Source organism: Streptomyces sp. NPDC059355 (assembly GCF_042752335.1).
In the GTDB taxonomy this organism is placed as follows: Bacteria; Actinomycetota; Actinomycetes; order Streptomycetales; family Streptomycetaceae; genus Streptomyces.
Map to the genome: position 1 here is coordinate 50,592 of NZ_JBHYXN010000044.1, position 20,148 is coordinate 70,739.

The 20,148-nt window shown below is 73.7% G+C and carries 16 protein-coding genes; 4 read left to right on the plus strand and 12 right to left on the minus strand.

Annotation, left to right across the window (positions count from 1 at the left end; all coding sequences use genetic code 11):
* Nucleotides 1-110: 110 nt before the first annotated feature.
* From fxsT to ACFXGI_RS31295, 7 genes are all read right to left on the minus strand, one after another.
* On the minus strand, nt 111-3,119 hold the full coding sequence (fxsT, locus tag ACFXGI_RS31265) for an FxSxx-COOH system tetratricopeptide repeat protein (protein WP_384713922.1): 3,009 nt from the start codon (nt 3,117-3,119) through the stop codon (nt 111-113).
* A gap of 63 nt (nt 3,120-3,182) precedes the next feature.
* Nucleotides 3,183-4,439 (minus strand): HEXXH motif domain-containing protein, encoded by a 1,257-nt coding sequence (locus ACFXGI_RS31270; protein WP_384713925.1) that lies wholly within the window; start codon nt 4,437-4,439, stop codon nt 3,183-3,185.
* Nucleotides 4,436-5,860, minus strand: coding sequence for an FxsB family cyclophane-forming radical SAM/SPASM peptide maturase (locus tag ACFXGI_RS31275; protein WP_384713928.1), 1,425 nt, complete (start codon nt 5,858-5,860; stop codon nt 4,436-4,438). Before ACFXGI_RS31275 ends, ACFXGI_RS31270 begins: the two co-directional genes overlap by 4 nt.
* 139 nt (nt 5,861-5,999) lie before the next feature.
* Entirely contained in the window at nt 6,000-6,197 is a 198-nt protein-coding gene (gene fxsA, locus ACFXGI_RS31280; RefSeq protein WP_384713931.1) for an FxSxx-COOH cyclophane-containing RiPP peptide, read from the minus strand.
* Nucleotides 6,198-6,257: 60 nt separating this feature from the next.
* On the minus strand, nt 6,258-9,485 hold the full coding sequence (locus tag ACFXGI_RS31285) for an SAV_2336 N-terminal domain-related protein (protein ID WP_384713934.1): 3,228 nt from the start codon (nt 9,483-9,485) through the stop codon (nt 6,258-6,260).
* A 6-nt stretch (nt 9,486-9,491) separates the two neighbouring features.
* Nucleotides 9,492-10,568 (minus strand): AAA family ATPase, encoded by a 1,077-nt coding sequence (locus ACFXGI_RS31290; protein WP_384713937.1) that lies wholly within the window; start codon nt 10,566-10,568, stop codon nt 9,492-9,494.
* Between the two features lie 25 nt (nt 10,569-10,593).
* Nucleotides 10,594-12,678, minus strand: a complete 2,085-nt coding sequence (locus tag ACFXGI_RS31295; protein WP_384713940.1) for a trypsin-like peptidase domain-containing protein — start codon at nt 12,676-12,678, stop codon at nt 10,594-10,596.
* 133 nt (nt 12,679-12,811) lie between these two features.
* On the opposite strand from ACFXGI_RS31295, the gene ACFXGI_RS31300 reads away from it, so the two are divergent.
* Complete coding sequence (locus ACFXGI_RS31300; RefSeq protein ID WP_010061466.1) at nt 12,812-12,997, plus strand: DUF6104 family protein; 186 nt, start codon at nt 12,812-12,814, stop codon at nt 12,995-12,997.
* 79 nt (nt 12,998-13,076) lie between these two features.
* On the opposite strand, the gene sodN is transcribed toward ACFXGI_RS31300, so the two are convergent.
* Nucleotides 13,077-13,472: a superoxide dismutase, Ni gene (gene sodN, locus ACFXGI_RS31305; RefSeq protein WP_008741558.1), complete on the minus strand. Its 396-nt coding sequence runs from the start codon at nt 13,470-13,472 to the stop codon at nt 13,077-13,079.
* Between the two features lie 182 nt (nt 13,473-13,654).
* Between sodN and sodX the strand changes: the two genes are divergently transcribed.
* Nucleotides 13,655-14,074 (plus strand): nickel-type superoxide dismutase maturation protease, encoded by a 420-nt coding sequence (gene sodX / locus ACFXGI_RS31310; protein ID WP_078860131.1) that lies wholly within the window; start codon nt 13,655-13,657, stop codon nt 14,072-14,074.
* On the opposite strand, the gene ACFXGI_RS31315 is transcribed toward sodX, so the two are convergent.
* On the minus strand, nt 13,978-14,607 hold the full coding sequence (locus ACFXGI_RS31315) for a CGNR zinc finger domain-containing protein (protein WP_384713945.1): 630 nt from the start codon (nt 14,605-14,607) through the stop codon (nt 13,978-13,980). The genes sodX and ACFXGI_RS31315 overlap by 97 nt on opposite strands.
* 82 nt (nt 14,608-14,689) lie before the next feature.
* Between ACFXGI_RS31315 and ACFXGI_RS31320 the strand changes: the two genes are divergently transcribed.
* Nucleotides 14,690-15,445, plus strand: a complete 756-nt coding sequence (locus tag ACFXGI_RS31320) for a class I SAM-dependent methyltransferase (RefSeq protein ID WP_384713948.1) — start codon at nt 14,690-14,692, stop codon at nt 15,443-15,445.
* 107 nt (nt 15,446-15,552) lie between these two features.
* On the opposite strand, the gene ACFXGI_RS31325 is transcribed toward ACFXGI_RS31320, so the two are convergent.
* Genes ACFXGI_RS31325 through ACFXGI_RS31335 form a run of 3 tightly spaced genes read right to left on the minus strand, consistent with a single transcriptional unit; the run spans nt 15,553 to nt 18,273 of the window.
* Nucleotides 15,553-16,320, minus strand: coding sequence for an amino acid ABC transporter ATP-binding protein (locus tag ACFXGI_RS31325; RefSeq protein WP_328763637.1), 768 nt, complete (start codon nt 16,318-16,320; stop codon nt 15,553-15,555).
* A complete protein-coding gene (locus ACFXGI_RS31330; RefSeq protein WP_384713951.1) occupies nt 16,317-17,267 on the minus strand; it encodes an amino acid ABC transporter permease in 951 nt (316 codons plus the stop codon). Before ACFXGI_RS31330 ends, ACFXGI_RS31325 begins: the two co-directional genes overlap by 4 nt.
* Before the next feature lie 46 nt (nt 17,268-17,313).
* A complete protein-coding gene (locus tag ACFXGI_RS31335) occupies nt 17,314-18,273 on the minus strand; it encodes an ABC transporter substrate-binding protein (protein ID WP_384713954.1) in 960 nt (319 codons plus the stop codon).
* 524 nt (nt 18,274-18,797) lie between these two features.
* Here ACFXGI_RS31335 and ACFXGI_RS31340 point away from each other — a divergent pair.
* Entirely contained in the window at nt 18,798-20,000 is a 1,203-nt protein-coding gene (locus ACFXGI_RS31340) for an NADP-dependent malic enzyme (protein ID WP_030859296.1), read from the plus strand.
* Nucleotides 20,001-20,148 lie beyond the last annotated feature (148 nt).

Below are 20,148 nucleotides of genomic sequence, written 5' to 3' on the forward strand. Positions count from 1 at the left end.
CCGTCGTCACCTCGCACGACGGCTGAGGGTCCCGCCCCCGCCCGGTCTCGTGGACACCGCCACCACGCGACCGGGCGCCGGGCGCCACGCGGGCGCACCGCGTCCGCCGCCTACGGCTGCGGCTCGAAGTCCCAGTACGGGCGGTTCTGCTGGCGGGCCGAGACCGTGTGGACGTGTTGCGGGCCCAGGGTGCGGGTCAGGGCCTTGAGGCCCGCGTCCTCGTGTTTCTGGGCCTCCGCGTCCTCGCGGGCCGAGCGGAGGTCGGCGGCCAGGGCGATCTCGGCGCTCAGGGTCATCGGATGGTCCGGGCCCAGGACCCGCTCGCAGCCCCGCAGGGTTTCCCGGCTCAGGGACACCGCGTCCTCAAGGTGCCCCGTGATGTTGCGGTGGCCCGTGGCGTTCAGGGCGCAGCCCAGGGTCCACGGGTGGCGGTCCCCGACCGCGCCGCGCATGCCGACCAGGGCCTGTTCCGCCAGGTTGAGGGCCTCGACCCGTTCGCCCTGGGCGCGCAGGACCAGTCCGAGGTTGCCCACCGTGCCGATGCTGTACGGGTGGGCCAGGCCCAGCTGCGTCTGGTAGCCCCGTACGACCTCCTCCGAGATCCGGCGGGCCTCGCCGATGTCCCCGTACTCCCGCAGGTACGTCGCGTAGTCCGAGGCCACCATCAGGGTCCAGGGGAACTCCGCCCCGAACACCCGGGTCGAGCGCTCCAGGACGCTGCGCAGACGGGCCCCGGCGCCCGGGATGTCCCCGGAGCGGCGCAGGCACATGCCGAGGTTGTGCTCGGCGCGCAGGGTCTGGGGGTGGTTGAGGCCGAGGACCTGGGTGTTGAGTTTGAGTCCCTGTTCCTGGCGGGCGAGGGCTTCGCGGTAGCGGCCCATCAGGCGCAGTCCCATCGCGCAGCCGATGCCGGAGGACAGGGTCGCGATGTGCCGTACGCGCAGCACCCGTTCGCGGCGGCGCAGGGTGTCGAGGTCGGCGTCGTAGGCCTCCTGGTAGCGGCCCAGCAGCCGCAGCGCGACGGCGACGTTGTTCTCGGCGTTCAGGGTCGTGGAGTCGTCCTCGCCGAGCAGCTCGCGGTAGCGCGCGAAGGCGTGCTCCAGCAGCTCGCGCGCCTGGTCGAACTTGGCCGTGCTGAGCAGCACCCCGGCGTACGTGCTCGTGGCGCGCAGGGTCTCCAGGTCCCGGTCGCCCCGCTCGGCCAGCAGCCGGTCGGCGACCGATTTGGCGAGGGTCTCTGCGCGCTTGAAGTGCCCGAGCATCCGCAGGGCGCCGCCGTAGTGGTAGCTCAGCTCGCGGACCTGGTCGTGGTCGTCGCCGAGCGCCGCGCGCCACACCGCGTCGGTCTGCTCGGCGAGCCGCAGGCAGGTGCGGTACTCCCCGGCGAGGATCAGGTAGCGCAGGCAGTGCAGCAGGAAGGTCTGGATCCGCGGGTTGCTGCTGGTCAGGACGCCGGCGCTCTCCAGGTGCGGAATCAGCTCGGCGTACCGCGGCCACAGCCGGGAGTCGGAGGGGCGGCCCGGGTCGGCGGCCGCGAGGACCTGCCGGACGGCGCGCGAGAGCGGTTCGGCCTCCTCCTCGGAGAGGTTCTCGCGGACGATCCCGTGCACCATGCGGTGCAGCTGTACGGTCTCCAGACCGCCGCCGCCCTCCTCCACCGCCAGGTCGGAGTATTCGAGGCGGACGACGGAGAACTGGACGAGCTTGTTGAGGGCCGCGTTCCACCGGATCTGGTCGTTGATCAGCCCGGCGAGCTGCTCGGGCACGTCGTCGGCCGGGAACTCGCGCAGCAGCCGCAGCGGCACCGGCCCGGGCGCGAAGAACACGAACAGCCGCAGCAGGGAGAGCGCGTCGGGGAAATTCTCCCGGACGTTGTTCAGCAGTATCGCCAGCGCCGTCGGGAAGGGCACCGGATAGTCGTCGGAGACGGTGACGGCCTCCCGGGAGTCCAGTCTGCGCTGGAGCAGCGCCAGGTAGTCGCCCACGGTCAGCGGGGAGTCGGCGAGCCAGCCGGCGGTCTGGTCGAGGGCGAGGGGGTAGTCCTCCAGGGCGTCGGCGAGCTGGTCGGCCTCCTCGCCGGTGAGCCGGCGGGCCCGGCGGCGGATGAAGGTGATCGACTCGGGCCGCGCGTACAGCGGGACTTCGAGAAGGCTGGTGTGGCGGGAGGCCCATTCGCGGTTGCGGGAGGTGATGATCACGTCGCCCGCGCCCGAGGGCAGCAGGTCGGTGAGGTCGTCGGGGTTGTCGCAGCCGTCGAAGACCACCAGCCAGCGGCTGTACGGGGATCCGCGCCGCAGCGCCTCCAGGACGGCCCGGATCTGCTCGCCGTAGCTGCCGGCGCCGCGCGGCAGGCCCATCGCCGGGGCAAGGTCGGCGAGCCGCTCGCGCAGTGTGGGCCGGTCCTCGGCCGGGACCCACCACACCACGTCGTACTCGGAGGCGAAGCGGTACGCGTACTCCGTGGCGACCTGCGTCTTGCCCACCCCCGACAGCCCGAGCAGGGTGACGGTCGAGGCGCCGGGCGGGGCGTCGGCGAGGGCGGCGCGCAGTCGGCCGATGACGTCGTTGCGGCCGGTGAAGCGCGGGTTGCGGCGCGGGACCCGGCCCCAGATCTCGGGCGGGTCGTTGGGGAAGCGGGGTCCGCGGCGGCCGGTCTCGGCGCCGATCCGGTCGGTGGGCAGCTCCAGCCGGCGCAGCACCCGGTACTCCGCCTCGTACGCGTCCAGGCCCCACAGGTCGGTCTTCTCCAGCACGGCCACGGCGCTGGGCAGCGGCGCGTCGGTGAGGCAGACGGCCGCGAACCGGTCGGGGTGGCTGTCGGTGACGGTGCGCAGGGCGGTGTTCCACTCCTCGTCGGTGTGGGCGGCGGCCGAGAAGTAGCGCTCGCTGAGGATGAGCAGGACGCGGCTGCCGCTGCGGGCCAGGTCGTCGAGGGCCGGGGCGAGGCCGGGGGTGGATTTCGGGTCCCAGCGTGCGAGGGCGACGCGGTGGCCGTGCTCCTCCAGGCGGTGGGCGATCCACACGGCCCAGGGCCGGTTGAATCCGGCGAAGCTGATGACGAAGCGCTGCGGCTGCGCGGCTCCGTCGCGGTCTCGGTCCTGGCGAAGTCCCGTGGTCATGCGGCCGTCTCCCTGGCATCCGGGCGGTGGACGGGCTTGAAAGGTACCGCAGCGGACGGTCCGTCAGGCCTCTGCGAACGGGGCGAGTTCGGGGTGGAGCGCGCACCAGGCGCGGCGCTCCCGGTCGACGGCGCGGCGGGCCACGGCGTGTTGGTCGCCGGGGGGCGGCAGGTCGTCCATGGCCCGTTCCGCGACGGCCATGGCGGCAGTGAACTCCCGTCCTGCGGTGGTCAGTTGCGGATGCCGGTGGAGTACGGGAAGGACGGCGGCGACCTGGGCGCGGATCCGGGCGTGCTGGGCCCAGGCGCCGCGGGCGCCGTAGAGGGCGGCGCGCTGCCAGTAGCCGGCCAGGGCCAGGTGGGCGTACGCGCCGTGCAGGAGCCCCTCCAGCGGGCGGGGGTCGCTGCGCCAGGGGGCCCAGTGCCGGGGGGTGCGGTCGGCGGTGTGCAGGGTCAGGACGTCGGCGAGGGCGGTGAGCTTGCCGTGCTGGACCTCGTGGACGAGGGTGGCGGCCAGCGCGGGCGGGGCTTGCGTACGGGCGAGGACGGACCCGGCGGCCGCGGGCAGGGTGGCGCCGCTGGAGCGGGAGCCGCCGCCGAGCGGGACGACGGAGCGCAGCAGCAGGCCGATCTCGTCGGCGCGGGCGGTGTCGTACCGGTCGAGCAGGGTGAGCGCCCCGGACCACTGGGTGTCCCAGCGCTTGTGGCCCTTGGGGGTGAGCCGGCGGGCGGGGCGGACGGGGCCCGGCTGGGCGGGCCCCGGGGCCCGGTACGGGTCGAGGTCGTCGAGGGCGGTGCGGCCGCCGGGCAGGGAGTGCAGGACGAGGGCGGCCGGGTCGTCGGGGTCCCAGCAGCGCTCGGTGAGGGCGAGCGGGCCGGGCCGGGCCGGGCGCAGCAGTCCGAGGGTGGGCAGCACGAGCCGGCCGTGGACGGGCCGGAGCGTGGCCTTGAAGGCGATTCCGGAGCGCAGGGCCGCGGCGACGGCGAGGGCCCCGAGGTGGCCGAGGTCGGCCGGCGGCCCGTACGGGGCGTACAGCCGGCGCAGGGTCTCCTCGGCCCACACCCCGGTGGCCGGGTAGTGCAGTACGTCGCGGACGGCGTCGGGATCGTGCCGTTCGGCCTCCTCCAGCAGGGCCCAGTGGTCGGCGGCCTCCCCGGCCCGGCCGCCGGGGGCGGCGTCGAGGACCCCGCGCAGCAGGACGAGCCGCTTGGAGCGGCGGATGTCGCGCACCAGGCGGGTGCCGTCGGCGGAGGGCTCGGTGGAGGCGAGGGCGCTCAGGGTGGCCGAGGTGACGGTGAAGCCGGTCAGGGGGGCGCTCACGAGGCGGCCGCCCGCCGGGGCGCCTGGCCGGCGGACAGCGGGCCGTGCGGGCCGGCGCCCTGGCCGGTGGCCTGGCCGGTGGCCCGCGGTCCTCCCGGCGGGGGCTCGGGCCGGCGGGGGGCCGGCGGGGCGTCGGCCTGCCGGAGAGCCGGCCGGGGGTCGGGCCGCCCCGGGGCCGCGGGCCGGGCGGCGGCCCGGTGGAGCGCCGACGCGATGTGTCGGATGAGGACCTGGAGGTCGGCGCAGTAGACGGAGGGCCGGCGGAAGCCCTCGCCGGCGCGGTAGCGGTGCGGGTAGTGGCCGCCGCCGCAGACCTCGACGAGCTCGCAGGCCCGGCAGTCGTCGGCGAGGGCCTCCCGCCCGAGCTGGCGGGCGGCGAGCCCCGGATGGTCGAGGAACGCGTCGAACGCGTGGCTCTCCACGGTCATCCCGGTGACGGCGGCGCCCTCGTAGGCGGATTTCAGCGAGTCGGCCTGCTCGATGCCGCCGTCGGTCTCGATCACGGCGGTGGCGGCGGGGGCGAGGCCGAGGGTCTCGGTGGCGGCGGGCAGTCCGAGCAGCAGGGCGATGATCTCCTCGAAGATCCGGATCCGGGTCCGCAGCTCCGCGTCGTGCCACCAGCGCTCGAAGACGGCGACGAGCCAGTCGGCGTACGGGGTGCGGGGCGGGTCGTGGCCGGGCGGCGGGGTGTTCCAGTTGGCCAGCGGCAGCAGCAGCCCGATGACCGGCGGGGCGAAGGCCAGCAGCGACTCGTACGTCTCCACCGGGTCCTGGGCGAGGTCGACGACGCACAGCACCCCGGCGTAGCTCTCGGGGTGCCGGGCGAGCAGGCGCAGGCCCCGGGCGGCGGCGCCGAACCCGGGGCGCCCGGTGCGGTCCACACGGCGGGCGTTGTGCGCGGGCAGCCCGCCGTCGAGGCTGACGCCGACGCGGATCCCGGCGGCGGCGAGCGCGCCGAGCCGGCCCCGGGTGAGCAGGGTGCCGTTGGTCTGGACGGTGGCGGTGACCCGGGTCCGCGGCGAGGTCCGGGCGAGGGCGGCCCGTACGGCCTCGACGGGGGCGGCCAGTTCGGCGGGGGCGGTGAGCAGGGGTTCGCCTCCGTGCAGGACGAGGTCGACGCGGGCCAGGTCGTGGGCGGCGGCGTGCTCGGCGATGCGGGCGGCGGCGCGGGCGGCGGTGGCCCGGGACATGGCGGCGGGCTGGCCGCGCCAGCCCTGGTCGGCCATCTCGTACACGTAGCAGTAGGTGCAGGCGAGGTTGCAGCGGCTGCGGGTCTTGAGCACGAACTGGCGTACCGGCTGCGGCCGGTGGCCCGCGGCGCGGAGCGCGGGCACGTCGAGCCGGGCGTACGGCCACGGCGCGTGGACCAGGTGGTTCCGTAAGGAGGGCAGCACGGCGTCGCTCGTGTCGGTCTGACTCATCGCCTGTACCTCCCGCGCCGCGGACGGTCCATCCCTGCCCGGCGGACGGCACCGGCTAACGGCGGAAACGGGACAACCGTGCGTGCACTGCGTGGCCTTGGGACTGCGGTGCGTGAGGGGCCGCCGCTCCCCGGCGCGGTCAGGCCACTCCCGAGTCGAAGGCGTTGAGGATCTCGGCGGGGTGGGTGACCCGCTCCACCATGCCTTCGATGACCCGGGCCAGCACGGGGTGGTCGATCCCGCGCAGCGCGGCCAGATCGAACCCGGAGAGGTCCGGTAACCGCCCCGGGCAGGCGGAGCCGCCCGCCGTTCGCGCTTCCTGCTCCCGAGTCACCATGGGCTGCCCGTCCCCCCGTTGAGTCGCGATGTCCGATGGTCCACTACCCAGTTGCCTGGGTTACAGCCCCGCCTCCAGGGTGCGGACCCGGGATCCCAGCGCCTCCCGTCGCTCCGCGGCCGCCGGACCCAGCCGGGTCCACAGCTCCAGCGCGGAGCGGTACGCGTCCAGCGCCGCCCGGGGCCGGGCCAGGCGCTCCAGCACCTCCCCGCGCAGCTCCTGCACCCGCGCACCCAGTTCCACCGCCACGTCCCGCCGCTCCTCGCGGTCGGCGGCGAGCGCGGAGCGCCAGGCCCGCCGGTAGGAGTCCGCCGCCCGGTCCAGGCGGTCCAGCGCCCGGGTGTGTGCGTGGATCTCCTGCTGGACGTCCCCGTGCTCGCGCCAGGCGCGGGCCTGCTCCAGCGGGCCGCGGCTCTGCCGGACGGCCAGTTCCAGCAGGTACTCCGCCTCCCTCAGGTCGACCACGTCCCCCTCGTACGCGTGCCGAAGCCGCAGCCCCTCCGCGAGCCGCACCAGCCGCTGCGCGGAGCGCGGGTCGGACTGCGGGACCGCCGCCCGGCTGTCGCGCAGCACCCGTACGGCCGTCGAGGTGAACCGCCGGCCGTCGGCGGCCCGCGCCCGGTCCAGCAGTGCGTCGCCCCACTCGGGCAGCAGCTCCGCGTAGGCCTCCGCGTCGCGCGGGATCAGCCGGCGGGCCCTGCCGTACGCCTCGGCCGCGTCCTCCAGGGCCGCCGGATCCGCGTCCCGCGCGTACCGGGCCCGGTGCACCCGCGCCAGGCACACCAGGGCGGCCAGCCGCAGCTCCGGATCGCCGGTGGCCTCGGCCAGGGCCAGGGCCAGCTGTCCGGACGCCTCCTCCAGCCGCCCCGGCAGGTGGCGCAGGGCCGTCGCCAGGTCCACCCGTACGCGGGCGGCCGCCGCTCCGGCGGGCTCGGCGGTCTGCCCGGGGGCGGCGAGCGCGGCGGCCAGCCCGGCCGCCAGGTGCTCGGCGGCCTGGACGGCCAGCGCCGTGCGCTCCGCCGGGTCGGGGGTGCGGGGCAGCAGGGCGAGCAGGACCCGGCCGAGGGCGGGCCGCACCGCCGGGTCGGAGGCGGGGGCTCCGGTCACCGCCTCCAGTGCGGAGCGCGCTTCGCGCAGTGCGCCGGTGTCCTCGCGGAGCTCGCCGAGGCGGACCAGGGTCTGTGCCCGCCGGACCACGCAGTCCAGGCGCAGCCGCGGGTCCAGCTCCGGGTCGGGGTCGCCGCCGACGGCCGCGAACTCCCGTTCCGCCGCGGCCAGCAGCTCGGGGTCCGGCTCGGCCGCCAGGGCCCGCTCGTACAGGATCCGGCCGAGTACGGCCCGGGCGGACGGGGTGCGGAGGCCGGCCACCGACCGCTCGGCCTCGGCGAGCAGTTCGGGGTCCCGCTGTCCGGCCCACAGCCGCAGCAGGACGGTGGCCAGCTCGCACTCCGCCTCGTCGGGTGCGTCCTGCGGGCCGGCGGGTGCGGCGATCGCCCGGCGCAGCACGGCGACGGCCTCGTACAGCCCGCGCGGGCCGCCGTCGCCCCCTTGACGGTCCTGCGCGGCGAGCCGGTCGCGGGCCGTGCGCACCGCCCAGGCCCGCCCGGGCGGGGGTGCGACGGGCTCGGGGACGCCCGGTTCCCCGGCAGGCGGCCCGGGCAGGTAGCGCCGTACGACGCGGGCCGAGACCTCGGCGAAGGCCTGCGGGAGCCGCCCGGCGGGGACCCGCTCCTCACCGCCCTCCTCGGCCACCGGGGCGCCGGTGAGCTGGGAGACGGCCAGGGCGGGGAAGTTCCGCACGCCCCGCCCGAAGTGCGCGAGCACGTACTCGGAGCAGTGCTTGAGCACGAGCGCCGCCTCGTCCCGGCCGAGCGGCCCGAGCAGCACGTCCTGCACGCCGGGCACGAACTCGTACCACTGCCCGGCGGCCCGGCCGCGCCGCAGCAGCCCGCTGAGCAGCACCTCGGCCAGGTCCGAGGGCTCCGAGTCCGGCAGCATCGTGCGCTGTACGAGGGCCATCACGGGCAGGGTCAGCGGCGCCGCCGACAGGTACACGGCGAGCTGGACGGCGCGGGGCGAGGCGGAGGCGCGGAAGCGGCGCACCAGCTCGTGCGGCGGGCGGACGGCGCGCGGCGGCGGCAGGGGCGCGGCGGGGTGGTCGGCGAGCACCCGGCCCACCTCGGCGGGGACGGGCCCGGTGCCGAGCCCGGCGACGAGGCGGGCCCAGGAGCCGAGCGCGATGGCGCTGGGCGGCAGGACGGGGACGGTCAGCCCGCCGGTGTACCGCCCGTGGCGGACCGGCCGGTCGGGCCGGAACCGCAGCTGCCCGGAGCCGCCCTCGGCGCGGGTCAGGGCGCCCCGCTCGGTCGGCAGCCAGCTGCGGCTCCACAGCCGCTGCGGCAGCGGCTGGACGACCACGCAGGGGGTGCACTCGGCCCAGCGGTGCAGCAGCCGCTGGGCCTCGCCCTCGCGCCAGAGCGGGCCGGCGCAGTCGGAGACGACCATGGTCAGCGCCCGCCCGGTGGGGTCGCGCAGCTGGTCCCCGGAGCGCAGCCGGGTGCCGGGGCCGGGCCCGCGCCCGACGGCGGCCCGGCCGTCGCCGAGCCGGTGCAGGTAGTGCACCTGTACGTCGCGGAAGGCGCCGAGCCGCTCACAGACGGACCGCAGTTCCTCGAACATGTCGTGCCAGACGGCCATCGACGGGGAGGCGTCCATGACCAGCCGTACGGTCGCCTCGCGCCGGCTCTCCGGCCGCAGTACGGGGATGACCAGCCCGAGCGCCCGGGCGCTGGCCTCGGCGGTGGCCGGTTCGTCGAGCACCAGCCGGGTGGGCGGGCCGGGCGGGCGGTGCCGCTGGAGGGCGCGCAGGGCCCGCTGGATCTCCAGGATCCGGGGCAGCGCGGCCGCGCCGGGGACCCGTACGGGCACTCCGGCGCCGGCCGGCAGCTCCGCCGCCTCCTCCTCGACGGCCCCCAGCATCCGCGAGGCGTAGAGCCGTACCGGGTCCTCCGGCTCGGGCTCGGGCGCTGCGGGCTCCTCCGCGGCCGGCGCCGCCGCGCCCGCGGGGCGCATGCGCCGGGGCGGGGCCGTGCGGTCCCGGTCGGGGGCGGCGGGGCCGGTCGGACCGATCCGCCCGGCCAGCCACAGCGCGTCGGCGAGCTCCTCGGCGGTGGGGTCGAGCCCGGCGGCGCGCAGCAGCCCGGCGAGGTCGCGCAGGGCGGCGGGGACGGGCGCCGGGTCCGCGCACGTGCCCGCGGAGGCGGGAATGGCCGGCCACTCGGGATGCACGGGCGCTCACCTCGGGCGGTCGAGGCGCTGGATGAGCAGGTCGGCGAGGTCCTCCCGGGTCGGCGGGGCGGCGTAGTGGGTGAGGTAGATGGCGTTCAGCAGCTGGTCGGCGGCGACGAGTTCGGACTGGGAGCGGCTGAGGAACTCCCGGATCAGGTCGGCCCCGAGCTGGGCGGCCTCCTCGCCGAGGTGGGCGCGGACCATGGTGGCGAGCCGCTTCTCGCCGGGCTGGCCGAGCTTGAGCTGGATGCAGCGGCGCAGCAGGGCGGCCGGGAAGTCCCGCTCGCCGTTGCTGGTCAGGATGATGAAGGGGAAGGCCCGGCAGCGCACCCGGCCGCCCCGGACGGTGACCTTCGCCCCGTCGTCGGTGAGCACCTGCACCTCGGGCTCGGTGTCGGCGACGCGTTCGAGCTCGGGGAGGGCGAACTCGCCCTCCTCCAGGACGTTCAGGAGGTCGTTGGGCAGGTCGATGTCGCTCTTGTCGAGCTCGTCGATGAGCAGGACCCGGGGCCGTTCGGTGGGCAGCAGGGCCGTTCCGAGGGGGCCGAGGCGGATGTACTTGCCGATGCCGGGGGGTGTGCCCGCTGCGGGGCCCCCGGTGGGTCCCGCGCCGGGTTCCGCGCCGGGGCCCGCGCCCGGCGAGCCGCCCGGCAGACCGCCGCTCGCGGCGATCTGCACGTCCTGGAGCCGGGCGATGGCGTCGTAGCGGTACAGGCCCTCCTGGAGCACGGTCCGCGAGACCACGGGCCAGCGCAGCACCCGGCCGAGTTTCAGCTCGTGGGCCACGGCGTGCGCGAGGGTGGACTTCCCGGTTCCCGGGTAGCCGGTCACCAGCAGCGGCCGCCGCAGGTACAGGGCCGCGTTGATGGCCTCCAGCTCCTCCGGTTCGGGCCGGTGCAGTTCGGCGGCCTGCCGGTGCGCGCCGAGGCGCCGTGCGACGTTCCCGTCGGCCGTGTCCGCCGGTCCGCCGGGCTCGCCGACGGGGCCGCCGTCGAAATCCCGCCACGGCGGCGGATCGGGCAGCGCCTCGATCCCGTCGTGGGGTTCGCCGACCCCCCGGTAGATGAGCCATTCCTCGTTCACGCCTGCTCCCTCCCCCTCCCGCCCGTCACAGGTCGCCCTGCAGCGGCTCGTCTTCGGGCAGCGCGCGGGCCGGGTCCTCCCATACGAGGGCCATCCCGTCCGCCCAGTACGCGTCGGGGTCCGCCCCGTGTGCACGTGCCCGCAGTGCCTGGAGCCGGACCGGCAGCGGCGCTCCCCGCGCCGCCTCCGTCAGCTCCTCGCGCAGCCCGCGGTGGAACGGCGCGCAGTCGGCCGCCGGGTCGTCCGGGGGCCGCCGGGTGACGGCCACTCCGTATCCGGCGTCGCGGACCCCGTACAGGGAGCCGCGGGTGGGCTCCGCGTCGGCGGCCCGGCAGTGCACGGGCACGGTGTTGTCCGGCAGCGTGTCGAGCCATTCCGGCGCCGGGGTCCTGGGGCGGCCGCGGTCGCAGTCGGCCCGCTCGTCGGCCAGCGGGCCGGCCTGGACGCGGGTCCAGCGGTCGGCCCGGCGGTGGTCGGCCTCGTCGTCGGTCGGGATCGCGCCGCCGGTCCCGGCCGGGTAGCGGAACACCACCGGCCGCTGGACGCCCAGCGGCGTGCGGCCGGCCACCGTCCAGGTGTCCACGGGCAGGCCGAACAGCTCGGGCGCCACGGCGACTTCGAGGAGGGCCGCCGCGTCGTGGGTGTCGCAGCGCCGGAAGGCCTCGGCCAGCGGGACCCGCAGCGCCTCGGCGAGACCGGCCCGGGTGGCCCGCACGCCCGAGTCCACCGGGGTGACCCGGCCCGGGTGGGCGGGCCCGTAGAGCACCGAGACGCGCCAGTCGTAGACGTCCTCCCAGCCGTGCGCCCACGCCTCCAGCAGTACCGAGGGCCCTTGGGGCAGAGCGCCGGACGGCCGGGTGTGGCCGTTCGGGTGCCGGTCGGCCCGGGCGCGGCGGCGCCGGGCGCGCTGGGCGAGGCCCCGTTCGTGCCGCTCGCCCAACTCCCGCCGCAGGGGACGCCACAGCCGCTCGGCGGTGGCCCGTACCCAGTCCCACAGCTCTTCGTCGGCGCCCGGGGAGGGCGGCTCGCGGTGGTCGGCGACGCTGACGTCGGTCGCGTACCGGAGCATCGCGGCGGCCTCGCCGGCGCCGCCCGGCGGATCGTGCAGCATGCCGAGTCCGTCGCGCCAGCTGAGCGGGGCCGGCAGGCCCGGGTCGGGCTCCTCGCCGCGGGCCGCCTCGACGAGGGCCCGTACGTCCTCCGAGGAGCGCGGCGGGGGCAGTTCGGCCAGCAGCCCGCACAGGGTGGTGCGCTCGGCGGCGGTGAGCCGCCTGCGGCCCTCGCGCGGGTCCTCGCGCACCGGGAGCTCGTCGTGGACGTCGGTCCAGGTGCGGCGGCTGTTGAGGTCGCTCAGGTGCTGGTCGTAGTGGTACAGGTCGTGGGCCTGCATGACGCGGCGGTAGAGCCCGACCTGGCCGGTGGCGGCCAGCGGCAGGGTCCGTAACTGGACGACGGAGACGGCGAGTCCGCCGCCGCCGCTGTTGCGGCGGGCCTTGACCACGCCGACGACCTCGCCGCGGGCCAGGTCCACGACCGGACCGCCGGACATGCCGGGCTCGATCTCGTCGTCGTCGCCGAGGCGCAGGGCGGCGCCGCCGGCGGCCGTGCCGCGCAGCCGGGTGGTGCGGCCGGTGATCTCGGGGGCGCCGAGGTCCTCGGTGCAGCCGAAGTAGGCGACCTCGTCGAGGCGCGGTCTGCCGCGGTCGGTGAGCCGTACGCAGGCGTGCGTGATCGGGGCGAGGACGCGGACCAGCGCCAGGTCGGGCAGGTCCCACAGGGCCCGGCGGGCGGGGCGGCGCTCCTCCAGCCGCTCGGGCAGGACGCACTCGACCCGGCCGGTGACGGTGCCGGTGGCACCGTCGGAGCCGGAGGAGAAGGTGATGCCGAGCTCACGCCCCACGAGACGCACCGCTGCACCCCCTTCACCGACGACGTGCGCGCACGTCAGGACCCAGCCCGGGGCGATGAAGAAGCCACTCCCCCAGGTGGGACCGGTCCCATGGGGTGCATACCCGTCCGGGGGCGCGTGGACGCGCACGGTGGCCGCCTGGACGAGGGGTTCGAGGAGCTCGAAGGCGCGCGCGGTGCCGCCCGTGCGCCCGTCCTGCATCCCCTGCCCCCTCAGGTGTGGAGGCCGTCCAGGCTAGCGCCGGGTGCCACAAGAGGGGAGGTCTCGCCGGGTATGCGGATTATCCTGGCGGGAAACGTCCCCTGCACACCTTCATCACGGCACGGAGCCCGACTTGTACTTCACCGATCGCGGCATCGAGGAGCTGGAGAAGCGGCGCGGCGAGGAGGAGGTCACCTTCGAGTGGCTCGCCGAGCAGCTGCGCACCTTCGTCGACCTGAACCCGGACTTCGAGGTCCCGGTGGAACGCCTGGCCACCTGGCTGGCCCGCCTGGACGACGAGGACGACGAGGACGAGTAGGTCCACCGGCAGCTCAGGCACGGCGAAGGGGCCCGACCGTCACCGGTCGGGCCCCTTCGCCGTGGGAGCAAGGCCTGGATCAGGCGGCCTTGGTCTCCCAGAAGATGCGGTCGATCTCGGCGATGAGCTCCAGGGCCTTCTGGCCGGTCGCCGGGTCGTTCGACGCCTTGGCGGCCGAGAGGGCCTTCAGGGTGTCGTTGACCAGGGTGTGCAGCTGCGGGTACTTCTCGAAGTGCGGGGGCTTGAAGTAGTCGCTCCACAGCACCGAGACGTGGTGCTTGGCGAGCTCGGCGCGCTGCTCCTTGATGGTGATGGCGCGCGCGCGGAAGTCTGCGTCCTCGTTGGCCTGGTACTTCTCCTGGACGGCCTTGACGGACTCGGCCTCGATGCGGGCCTGGGCAGGGTCGTACACGCCGCACGGAAGATCGCAGTGGGCGGAGACCTTCGCCTTGGGGGCGAAGAGGCGGGAAAGCATGGAGTTTGTCCTCCTCGTGATCGTCTTCTCAAGGGGGAGATTACTCCGTGGCACAGGGGATTTCGCGAGCGGCCCCGTGGGCTTAGGACAAAAGTCCAGGGTGGCGTCCGGACCGGTGAGCGAATGTACGGGAGGCTGCGGCAGCATGCGCAGTGAGGCGAGAGCGGGCGAGGAGGTCGCGCATGGCGGAGAGAAGGCACTCGCGGATGGCGTTCGAGGTGCTGGAGGTGGCGGGGCCCTCGATGGTGCCGACGCTGCTGCACGGGGACCGGCTGGTGGTCCGGTACGGGGCGGCCGTGCGCCCGGGTGACGTGGTGGTGCTGCGCCACCCGTTCCAGCAGGACCTGCTCGTGGTCAAGCGGGCGGTGGAGCGGCGGCCGGGCGGCTGGTGGGTGCTCGGGGACAACCCGTACAACGAGACCGGCGACAGCACCGACTACGGGACGGTGCCCGAGGAGCTGGTGCTGGCGACGGCGGTGCTGCGCTTCCGGCCGCGCGCGGCGGATCAGAGTTCGCTGAGGGCGCGGCTGTCCTGGGCGGTGTCGGCGCTGCGGCCGCTCTGGCCGGACGCCTCGGCTTCCAGCCGTTTGCGGGCCCGGTAGGCGGCCACGTTGGCGCGGGTGGCGCAGCGGTCGGAGCAGTAGCGCCTGGAGCGGTTGGTGGAGGTGTCGAGGTAGGCGTTGCGGCAGGGCGCGGCCTGGCACAGGCCGAGGCGGTCGGGACCGTGCTCGGTGAGGTGGAAGGCCAGGCCGAAGGACGCGATCGCGGCATAGCCGGCGGAGGCGTTCGAGGGGTGGTCGGCGAGGTGGATGTGCCAGTTGGGGCGGCCCTCGTCGTTGAGGTACTCGTGGCCGGATACCTGCGGGCTGACCGGGAACTCCATGAGCAGGGAGTTCAGCAGGTCGACCGCGAGGCCGTGGTCGCCGCCGTCGGCGGCTTCGAAGACGGCGCGCAGCCGGCCGCGGACGTTGCGGAAACGGGTGACGTCGGTCTCGGTGACGCGGCGGGCCATCTGCGCGCTGGCACCGAACAGGGCCCGGACGGCGTCCACCGAAGTCAGCGAGTCCTTGTTGCGGGCCGGCTCCTCGGTGTTGACCAGGCGCACGGCGTAGTCCGAGTAATGGGCCAGTTCCACTTGTAGTCCTTACGGCTGCGGATTAGGGTCTCGAAGTAACGGCCGAGACTTATTCGAGGGTATTACGACTGGAGGGCGAGCGATGGCGGAGACCACGACCGACTGGCAGGCCTGGCAGGAGAGCTGGGACCGGCAGCAGGAGTGGTACATGCCCGACCGCGAGGAGCGGTTCCGGGTGATGCTGGACATGGTCGAGGCACTGGTGGGACCCACCCCCCGGGTGCTGGATCTGGCGTGCGGTACGGGAAGTATTACGGACCGCGTCTTCAGGCGGTTCCCGGAATCCACCAGTACGGGCGTCGATCTCGACCCGGCCCTGTTGACCATCGCACGCGGCCACTTCGACGGCGACAGCCGCGTCACGTTCGTCACCGCGGACCTCAAGGACCCCGACTGGGCCTCGGCGCTCCCGTACGACACCTACGACGCCGTCCTGACGGCCACCGCCCTGCACTGGCTGCACTCCCCGCAGCTCGCCGTGCTGTACGGGCAGCTCGCCCCGCTGCTGCGCGAGGGCGGTGTCTTCATGAACGCCGACCACATGCCCGACCCGGCGACCCCGCGCCTCAACGCCGCCGACCGCGCCCACCGGCACGCGGCGATGGACCGGGCCCGCGCCGCCGGCGCTCTGGACTGGGCCGACTGGTGGGCCCTGGCGGCCGCCGACCCGGTGCTCGCCGAGCCGACGAAGCGCCGTTACGAGATCTACGGCGAGCACGCCGACGGGGACACCCCCGACGACGCCTGGCACGTGCGGACCCTGCGCGGGGCGGGCTTCGCCGAGGCCCGGACGGTGTGGCGCTCGCCCTCCGACGCGCTGGTCCTGGGTCTGAAGTAGTGCCCTTGTAGGAAAGTGAGAACTTTCCGCGGTCCGCCGTGCATGCGAGAGGGGCGGTACGGGAATCCCGTACCGCCCCTCTCGCGCGTTCGCACGCGACCGCGCGCTTACAGCACCTTGGACAGGAATGCCTTCGTCCGGTCGTGCTGCGGGTTGCCGAGCACCTCCCGGGGGTGGCCGGACTCGACGACAACGCCGCCGTCCATGAAGACGAGGTTGTCGCCGACCTCGCGGGCGAAGCCCATCTCGTGGGTCACCACGATCATGGTCATGCCCGATTCGGCCAGGTCCCGCATGACGTCGAGGACGTCGCCGACGAGCTCCGGGTCGAGCGCCGAGGTGGGCTCGTCGAAGAGCATCAGCTTCGGCTCCATGGCCAGCGCGCGGGCGATCGCCACGCGCTGCTGCTGGCCGCCGGAGAGCTGGGTGGGGTAGTTCCCGCCCTTGTCGCCCAGGCCCACGCGGTCGAGGAGGCGCACCGCGCGCTCGCGCGCCACGGCCTTGCTCTCGCCCTTGACCATGACGGGGGCTTCCATGACGTTCTCTATGGCCGTCATGTGCGGGAAGAGGTTGAAGCGCTGGAAGACCATGCCGATCTCGCGGCGCTGGGCCGCGACCTCGCTGTCCTTCAGCTCGTAGAGCTTGTCGCCCTTCTGCTTGTACCCGACCAGCTGGCCGTCCACAGAGAGCCGCCCGGAGTTGATGCGCTCCAGGTGGTTGATGCACCGCAGGAAGGTCGACTTGCCGGAGCCGGACGGGCCGACCAGGCAGAAGACCTCGCGCGGAGCGACCTCGAGGTCGATGCCGCGCAGGATGTGGGCGGCGCCGTACGACTTGTGGACGCCCTCGGCCTTGACCATCGGCTGAGTGGTCATCGCGCGACCTCCGTACGGCGGAACATGTTCAGGTTGGCCTTCAGACGCTGGAACGGCGTCGGCGGCAGGTTCCGCGTGGAACCACGGGCGAAGCGGCGCTCCAGGTAGTACTGGCCGACGCTGAACACACTGGTCAGAGCCAGGTACCAGAAGGAGGCCACGAACAGCATCTCCATGATGGCACCGGCCGTGTTGCCGATGTTCGACGAGGCCCGCAAGAGCTCCGTGTACTGCACCGCCGAGACCAGTGAGGAGGTCTTCAGCATGTTGATGAACTCGTTGCCGGTCGGCGGGATGATCACGCGCATCGCCTGCGGGAGCACGATCCGGCGCATGGTCTTCGTCTGCGGCATGCCGAGCGCGTGGGCGGCCTCGGTCTGGCCTTCGTCGACCGACTGGATGCCGGCCCGGACGATCTCCGCCATGTACGCGCCCTCGTTCAGGCCGAGGCCCAGGAGGGCGACCATGAACGGGGTCATGACGTCGACGGTCTCGTTCTTGTAGATCGGCCCCAGGTTGATGTACTGGAAGATCAGCGACAGGTTGAACCACACCAGCAGCTGCACGTACACCGGGGTACCGCGGAAGAACCAGATGTAGAGCCAGGAGACGGCGCCGGTCACCGGGTTCTTGGAGAGCCGCATCACGGCGAAGACGATGCCGAGCACGAGGCCCAGCGCCATGGCCGAGACGCTGATGATCACGGTGTTGCCGAGACCGCTCAGAACGGCCGGGTCGAACAGCTTGTCGCCGACCGTCGCCCAGATGATGTTGCCGTTGGCGAACGCGTAGACGAGCCAGACGAGCAGCGCGACGACGACGACGCCGCTGACCCAGCGGCCGTAGTGCCGCACCGGGATGGCCTTGATGGCCTCGTACGGGAGGCCCGAGGCGCCGGGTCCGGCCGGCGGGTTATCGGCCGGACCCTTTTCGATCTTGTCAGTCACAATGACTGCCCTTCAGTGGAGCGTGGAGCGGGGGACTTCGCCGGACTTACTGACCTGCGTTGACCGTCGCGGACTTGACGGCGCTGTCCTGCACGTTCCACTTCTCCAGCGCCTTGGCGTAGGAGCCGTCCTTGATGATGGCGTCGAGGGCCTGCTTGAGGGCGTCGCGGAGCTGGGTGTTCTCCTTGCTCACGCCGATGCCGAAGAGGCCGACGTCGCTCTGCTGGCCGGCGACCTCGAAGTCGTTGCCGCCGCCGGAGGTCTTCACCGTGTAGGCGGCGACCGGGTAGTCGTTCAGGTCGGCGACGGCGCCGCCGGCCTTGACGCGGGTCTGCGCCTCGGCGTCGGTGTCGAAGGCCTGGATGGTGAGCTTCTTGTCGCCGCACTTCTCGGCCTGGGCCTTGAAGGTGTCCTCGTAGATCGTGCCGCGCTGGACGGCCACGGTCTTGCCGCAGAGGTCGTCCATCGACTTGATGCCCTCGGGGTTGCCCTTCTTGACGAGGAGCGAGAGGCCGGAGGAGAAGTAGTCGACGAAGTCGATCCCCTTGCCGATCTTCTGGCCCTTGTCGTCCAGGCCCTCCTGGCGCTTCTTGTTGTCGGTGATCGACGACATGATCGCGTCTTCGCGGCCGGTGTAGATCGAGGTGATCAGGCCGTCGAAGGTGCCCGCGGTGAACTGCATCTTCACGCCGAGCTGCTTGGCGAGCGCCTCGGCGATGTCGGGGTCGACGCCGACGATCTTGCCACCCTCGACGAATTCCATCGGGGCGTAGGCGGAGTCCGTACCGATCTTGATGACACCGGCGTCCTGGATCTTCTTCGGCAGGGCCGAGAAGAGCGGGGCGCTGTTGTCCTTCGAGGTGCCGCCGGAGGGGGTCGCGGAGGAGCCCTTCTCCGTCTGGTCGCCGCAACCCGTGAGGATCAGGGCGCCGGCGACCGCGATCGCACCGACCGCGGCGATCCGGGACCGGGCGGCGGTCGTACGACGAGTGGTGCTTGCGGTCATGAGCTGGTTCCTCCGGCAGGCTGGGGGAGCATCCGAGAACGGGTCGTGCACGCACCTTCGAGTGTCGCGACCTCGTGTGATTACGGCATCTTGCCATTCGGACTGACGCATTCAGGCAGTTCGTCAGGTCAAAATCGGATAACGGGTGGGCGGTGGTACCCAACAGGACTGCGGAATGAGGGGTTCGCGACCGCAGGAACCGCTGCGACCTGGCTCTTTTGACGGAGTATTTGCGGTCCGTCTCGTCCATTGGACAGAGTCGTTTGGACCTTTCGCCGAAAACAGGACAAGAGGTCTACAGTCGAGCAGGAATCGACTCGTCTGGGTGAGCGTTCTTCGGGTACAACGGATCCTTACACCCCTCATCCGGGGCTCAGGGCGCGCGTGCGGCGCGCCCGCGCGTACGAACCTCCCCTTCGCGGAGACGGGCCAACCGTCGATGCGGAGTACGGACGCGGTGCCCGCCCACCCCTTAACCAGGTGTGGTCACCCTCAACGATTCAAAGACCTAAGGGGCCAAGAAAGTGGCAGCGGAGATCGTCAATCCTCGCAGCGACAGCGCGACGGACAACAACCCGGACGCGGTGTTCGCACTGCACCGGGGCGGCAAGATGGCCATCCAGGCCACGGTGCCGGTCCAGAACAAGGACGACCTGTCCCTCGCGTACACGCCCGGTGTGGCGAAGGTCTGCAGCGCCATCGCGGAGCAGCCCGAGCTGGTGAACGAGTACACCTGGAAGTCGAACGTGGTCGCCGTCGTCACCGACGGTACGGCCGTGCTCGGACTCGGTGACATCGGTCCCGAGGCCTCCCTCCCCGTGATGGAGGGCAAGGCCATCCTGTTCAAGCAGTTCGGCGGCGTGGACGCGGTGCCGATCGCGCTCGCGACCAAGGACGCCGACGAGATCGTCGAGACGGTCATCCGTCTGGCGCCGTCCTTCGGCGGGGTGAACCTGGAGGACATCTCCGCCCCCCGCTGCTTCGAGATCGAGCGCCGGCTCCAGGAAGCCCTGGACATCCCGATCTTCCACGACGACCAGCACGGCACGGCGATCGTGACCCTGGCCGCCCTGCGCAACGCCGCGAAGCTGACCGGGCGCACGCTCGGCGACCTGCGCGCCGTGATCTCGGGTGCCGGCGCGGCGGGCATCGCCATCGCCAAGATCCTCGTGGACGCGGGCATCGGCGACGTCTGCGTCACCGACCGCAAGGGCGTCGTCTCCGCGGACCGCTCCGACCTGACGGACGTCAAGGCGGAGATCGCCGCTCTGACGAACAAGACCGGCCAGACCGGATCCCTGGAAGCGGCCCTGAACGGCGCGGACGTCTTCATCGGCGTCTCCGGCGGCACCGTGCCGGAGGAGGCGGTGGCCTCGATGGCGAAGAACGCCTTCGTCTTCGCCATGGCCAACCCGAACCCGGAGGTCCACCCGGACGTCGCGCACAAGTACGCGGCGGTCGTGGCCACGGGCCGTTCGGACTTCCCGAACCAGATCAACAACGTGCTGGCGTTCCCGGGCATCTTCGCGGGCGCCCTGAAGGTCCGCGCCAGCCGGATCACCGAGGGCATGAAGATCGCCGCCGCCGACGCCATCGCCGGTGTCGTGGGTGACGAGCTCGCCGCCGACTACGTGATCCCGTCGCCGTTCGACGCGCGCGTCGCCGAGGCCGTCGCGGCCGCGGTCGCGGCGGCGGCCAAGGCCGACGGCGTGGCCCGCCTGGCCTGACCTGCAGCGGTACGAAGAGGGGCGCGGGGGGGGGGGGCTGCCGGGGCGGCGCGGGAGGTGTTTTGGGGCCCCCCCCCCCCCCCCCCCCCCGGGGGGGGGGGGCGCCGCACGCCCCCCGGCGGGGGGGGTCGGGGGAGTTTTTTTATTA

Bases quoted from the DNA above. Each gene is read 5' to 3' on its own strand.
- sodX (WP_078860131.1), top strand. From the start codon at position 13,655: ATGGCGGAGAGAAGGCACTCGCGGATGGCGTTCGAGGTGCTGGAGGTG.
- ACFXGI_RS31320 (WP_384713948.1), top strand. From the start codon at position 14,690: ATGGCGGAGACCACGACCGACTGGCAGGCCTGGCAGGAGAGCTGGGAC.
- ACFXGI_RS31335 (WP_384713954.1), bottom strand. From the start codon at position 18,273: ATGACCGCAAGCACCACTCGTCGTACGACCGCCGCCCGGTCCCGGATC.
- sodN (WP_008741558.1), bottom strand. From the start codon at position 13,472: ATGCTTTCCCGCCTCTTCGCCCCCAAGGCGAAGGTCTCCGCCCACTGC.
- fxsT (WP_384713922.1), bottom strand. From the start codon at position 3,119: ATGACCACGGGACTTCGCCAGGACCGAGACCGCGACGGAGCCGCGCAG.
- fxsA (WP_384713931.1), bottom strand. From the start codon at position 6,197: ATGGTGACTCGGGAGCAGGAAGCGCGAACGGCGGGCGGCTCCGCCTGC.
- ACFXGI_RS31295 (WP_384713940.1), bottom strand. From the start codon at position 12,678: ATGCAGGACGGGCGCACGGGCGGCACCGCGCGCGCCTTCGAGCTCCTC.
- ACFXGI_RS31275 (WP_384713928.1), bottom strand. From the start codon at position 5,860: ATGAGTCAGACCGACACGAGCGACGCCGTGCTGCCCTCCTTACGGAAC.
- ACFXGI_RS31325 (WP_328763637.1), bottom strand. From the start codon at position 16,320: ATGACCACTCAGCCGATGGTCAAGGCCGAGGGCGTCCACAAGTCGTAC.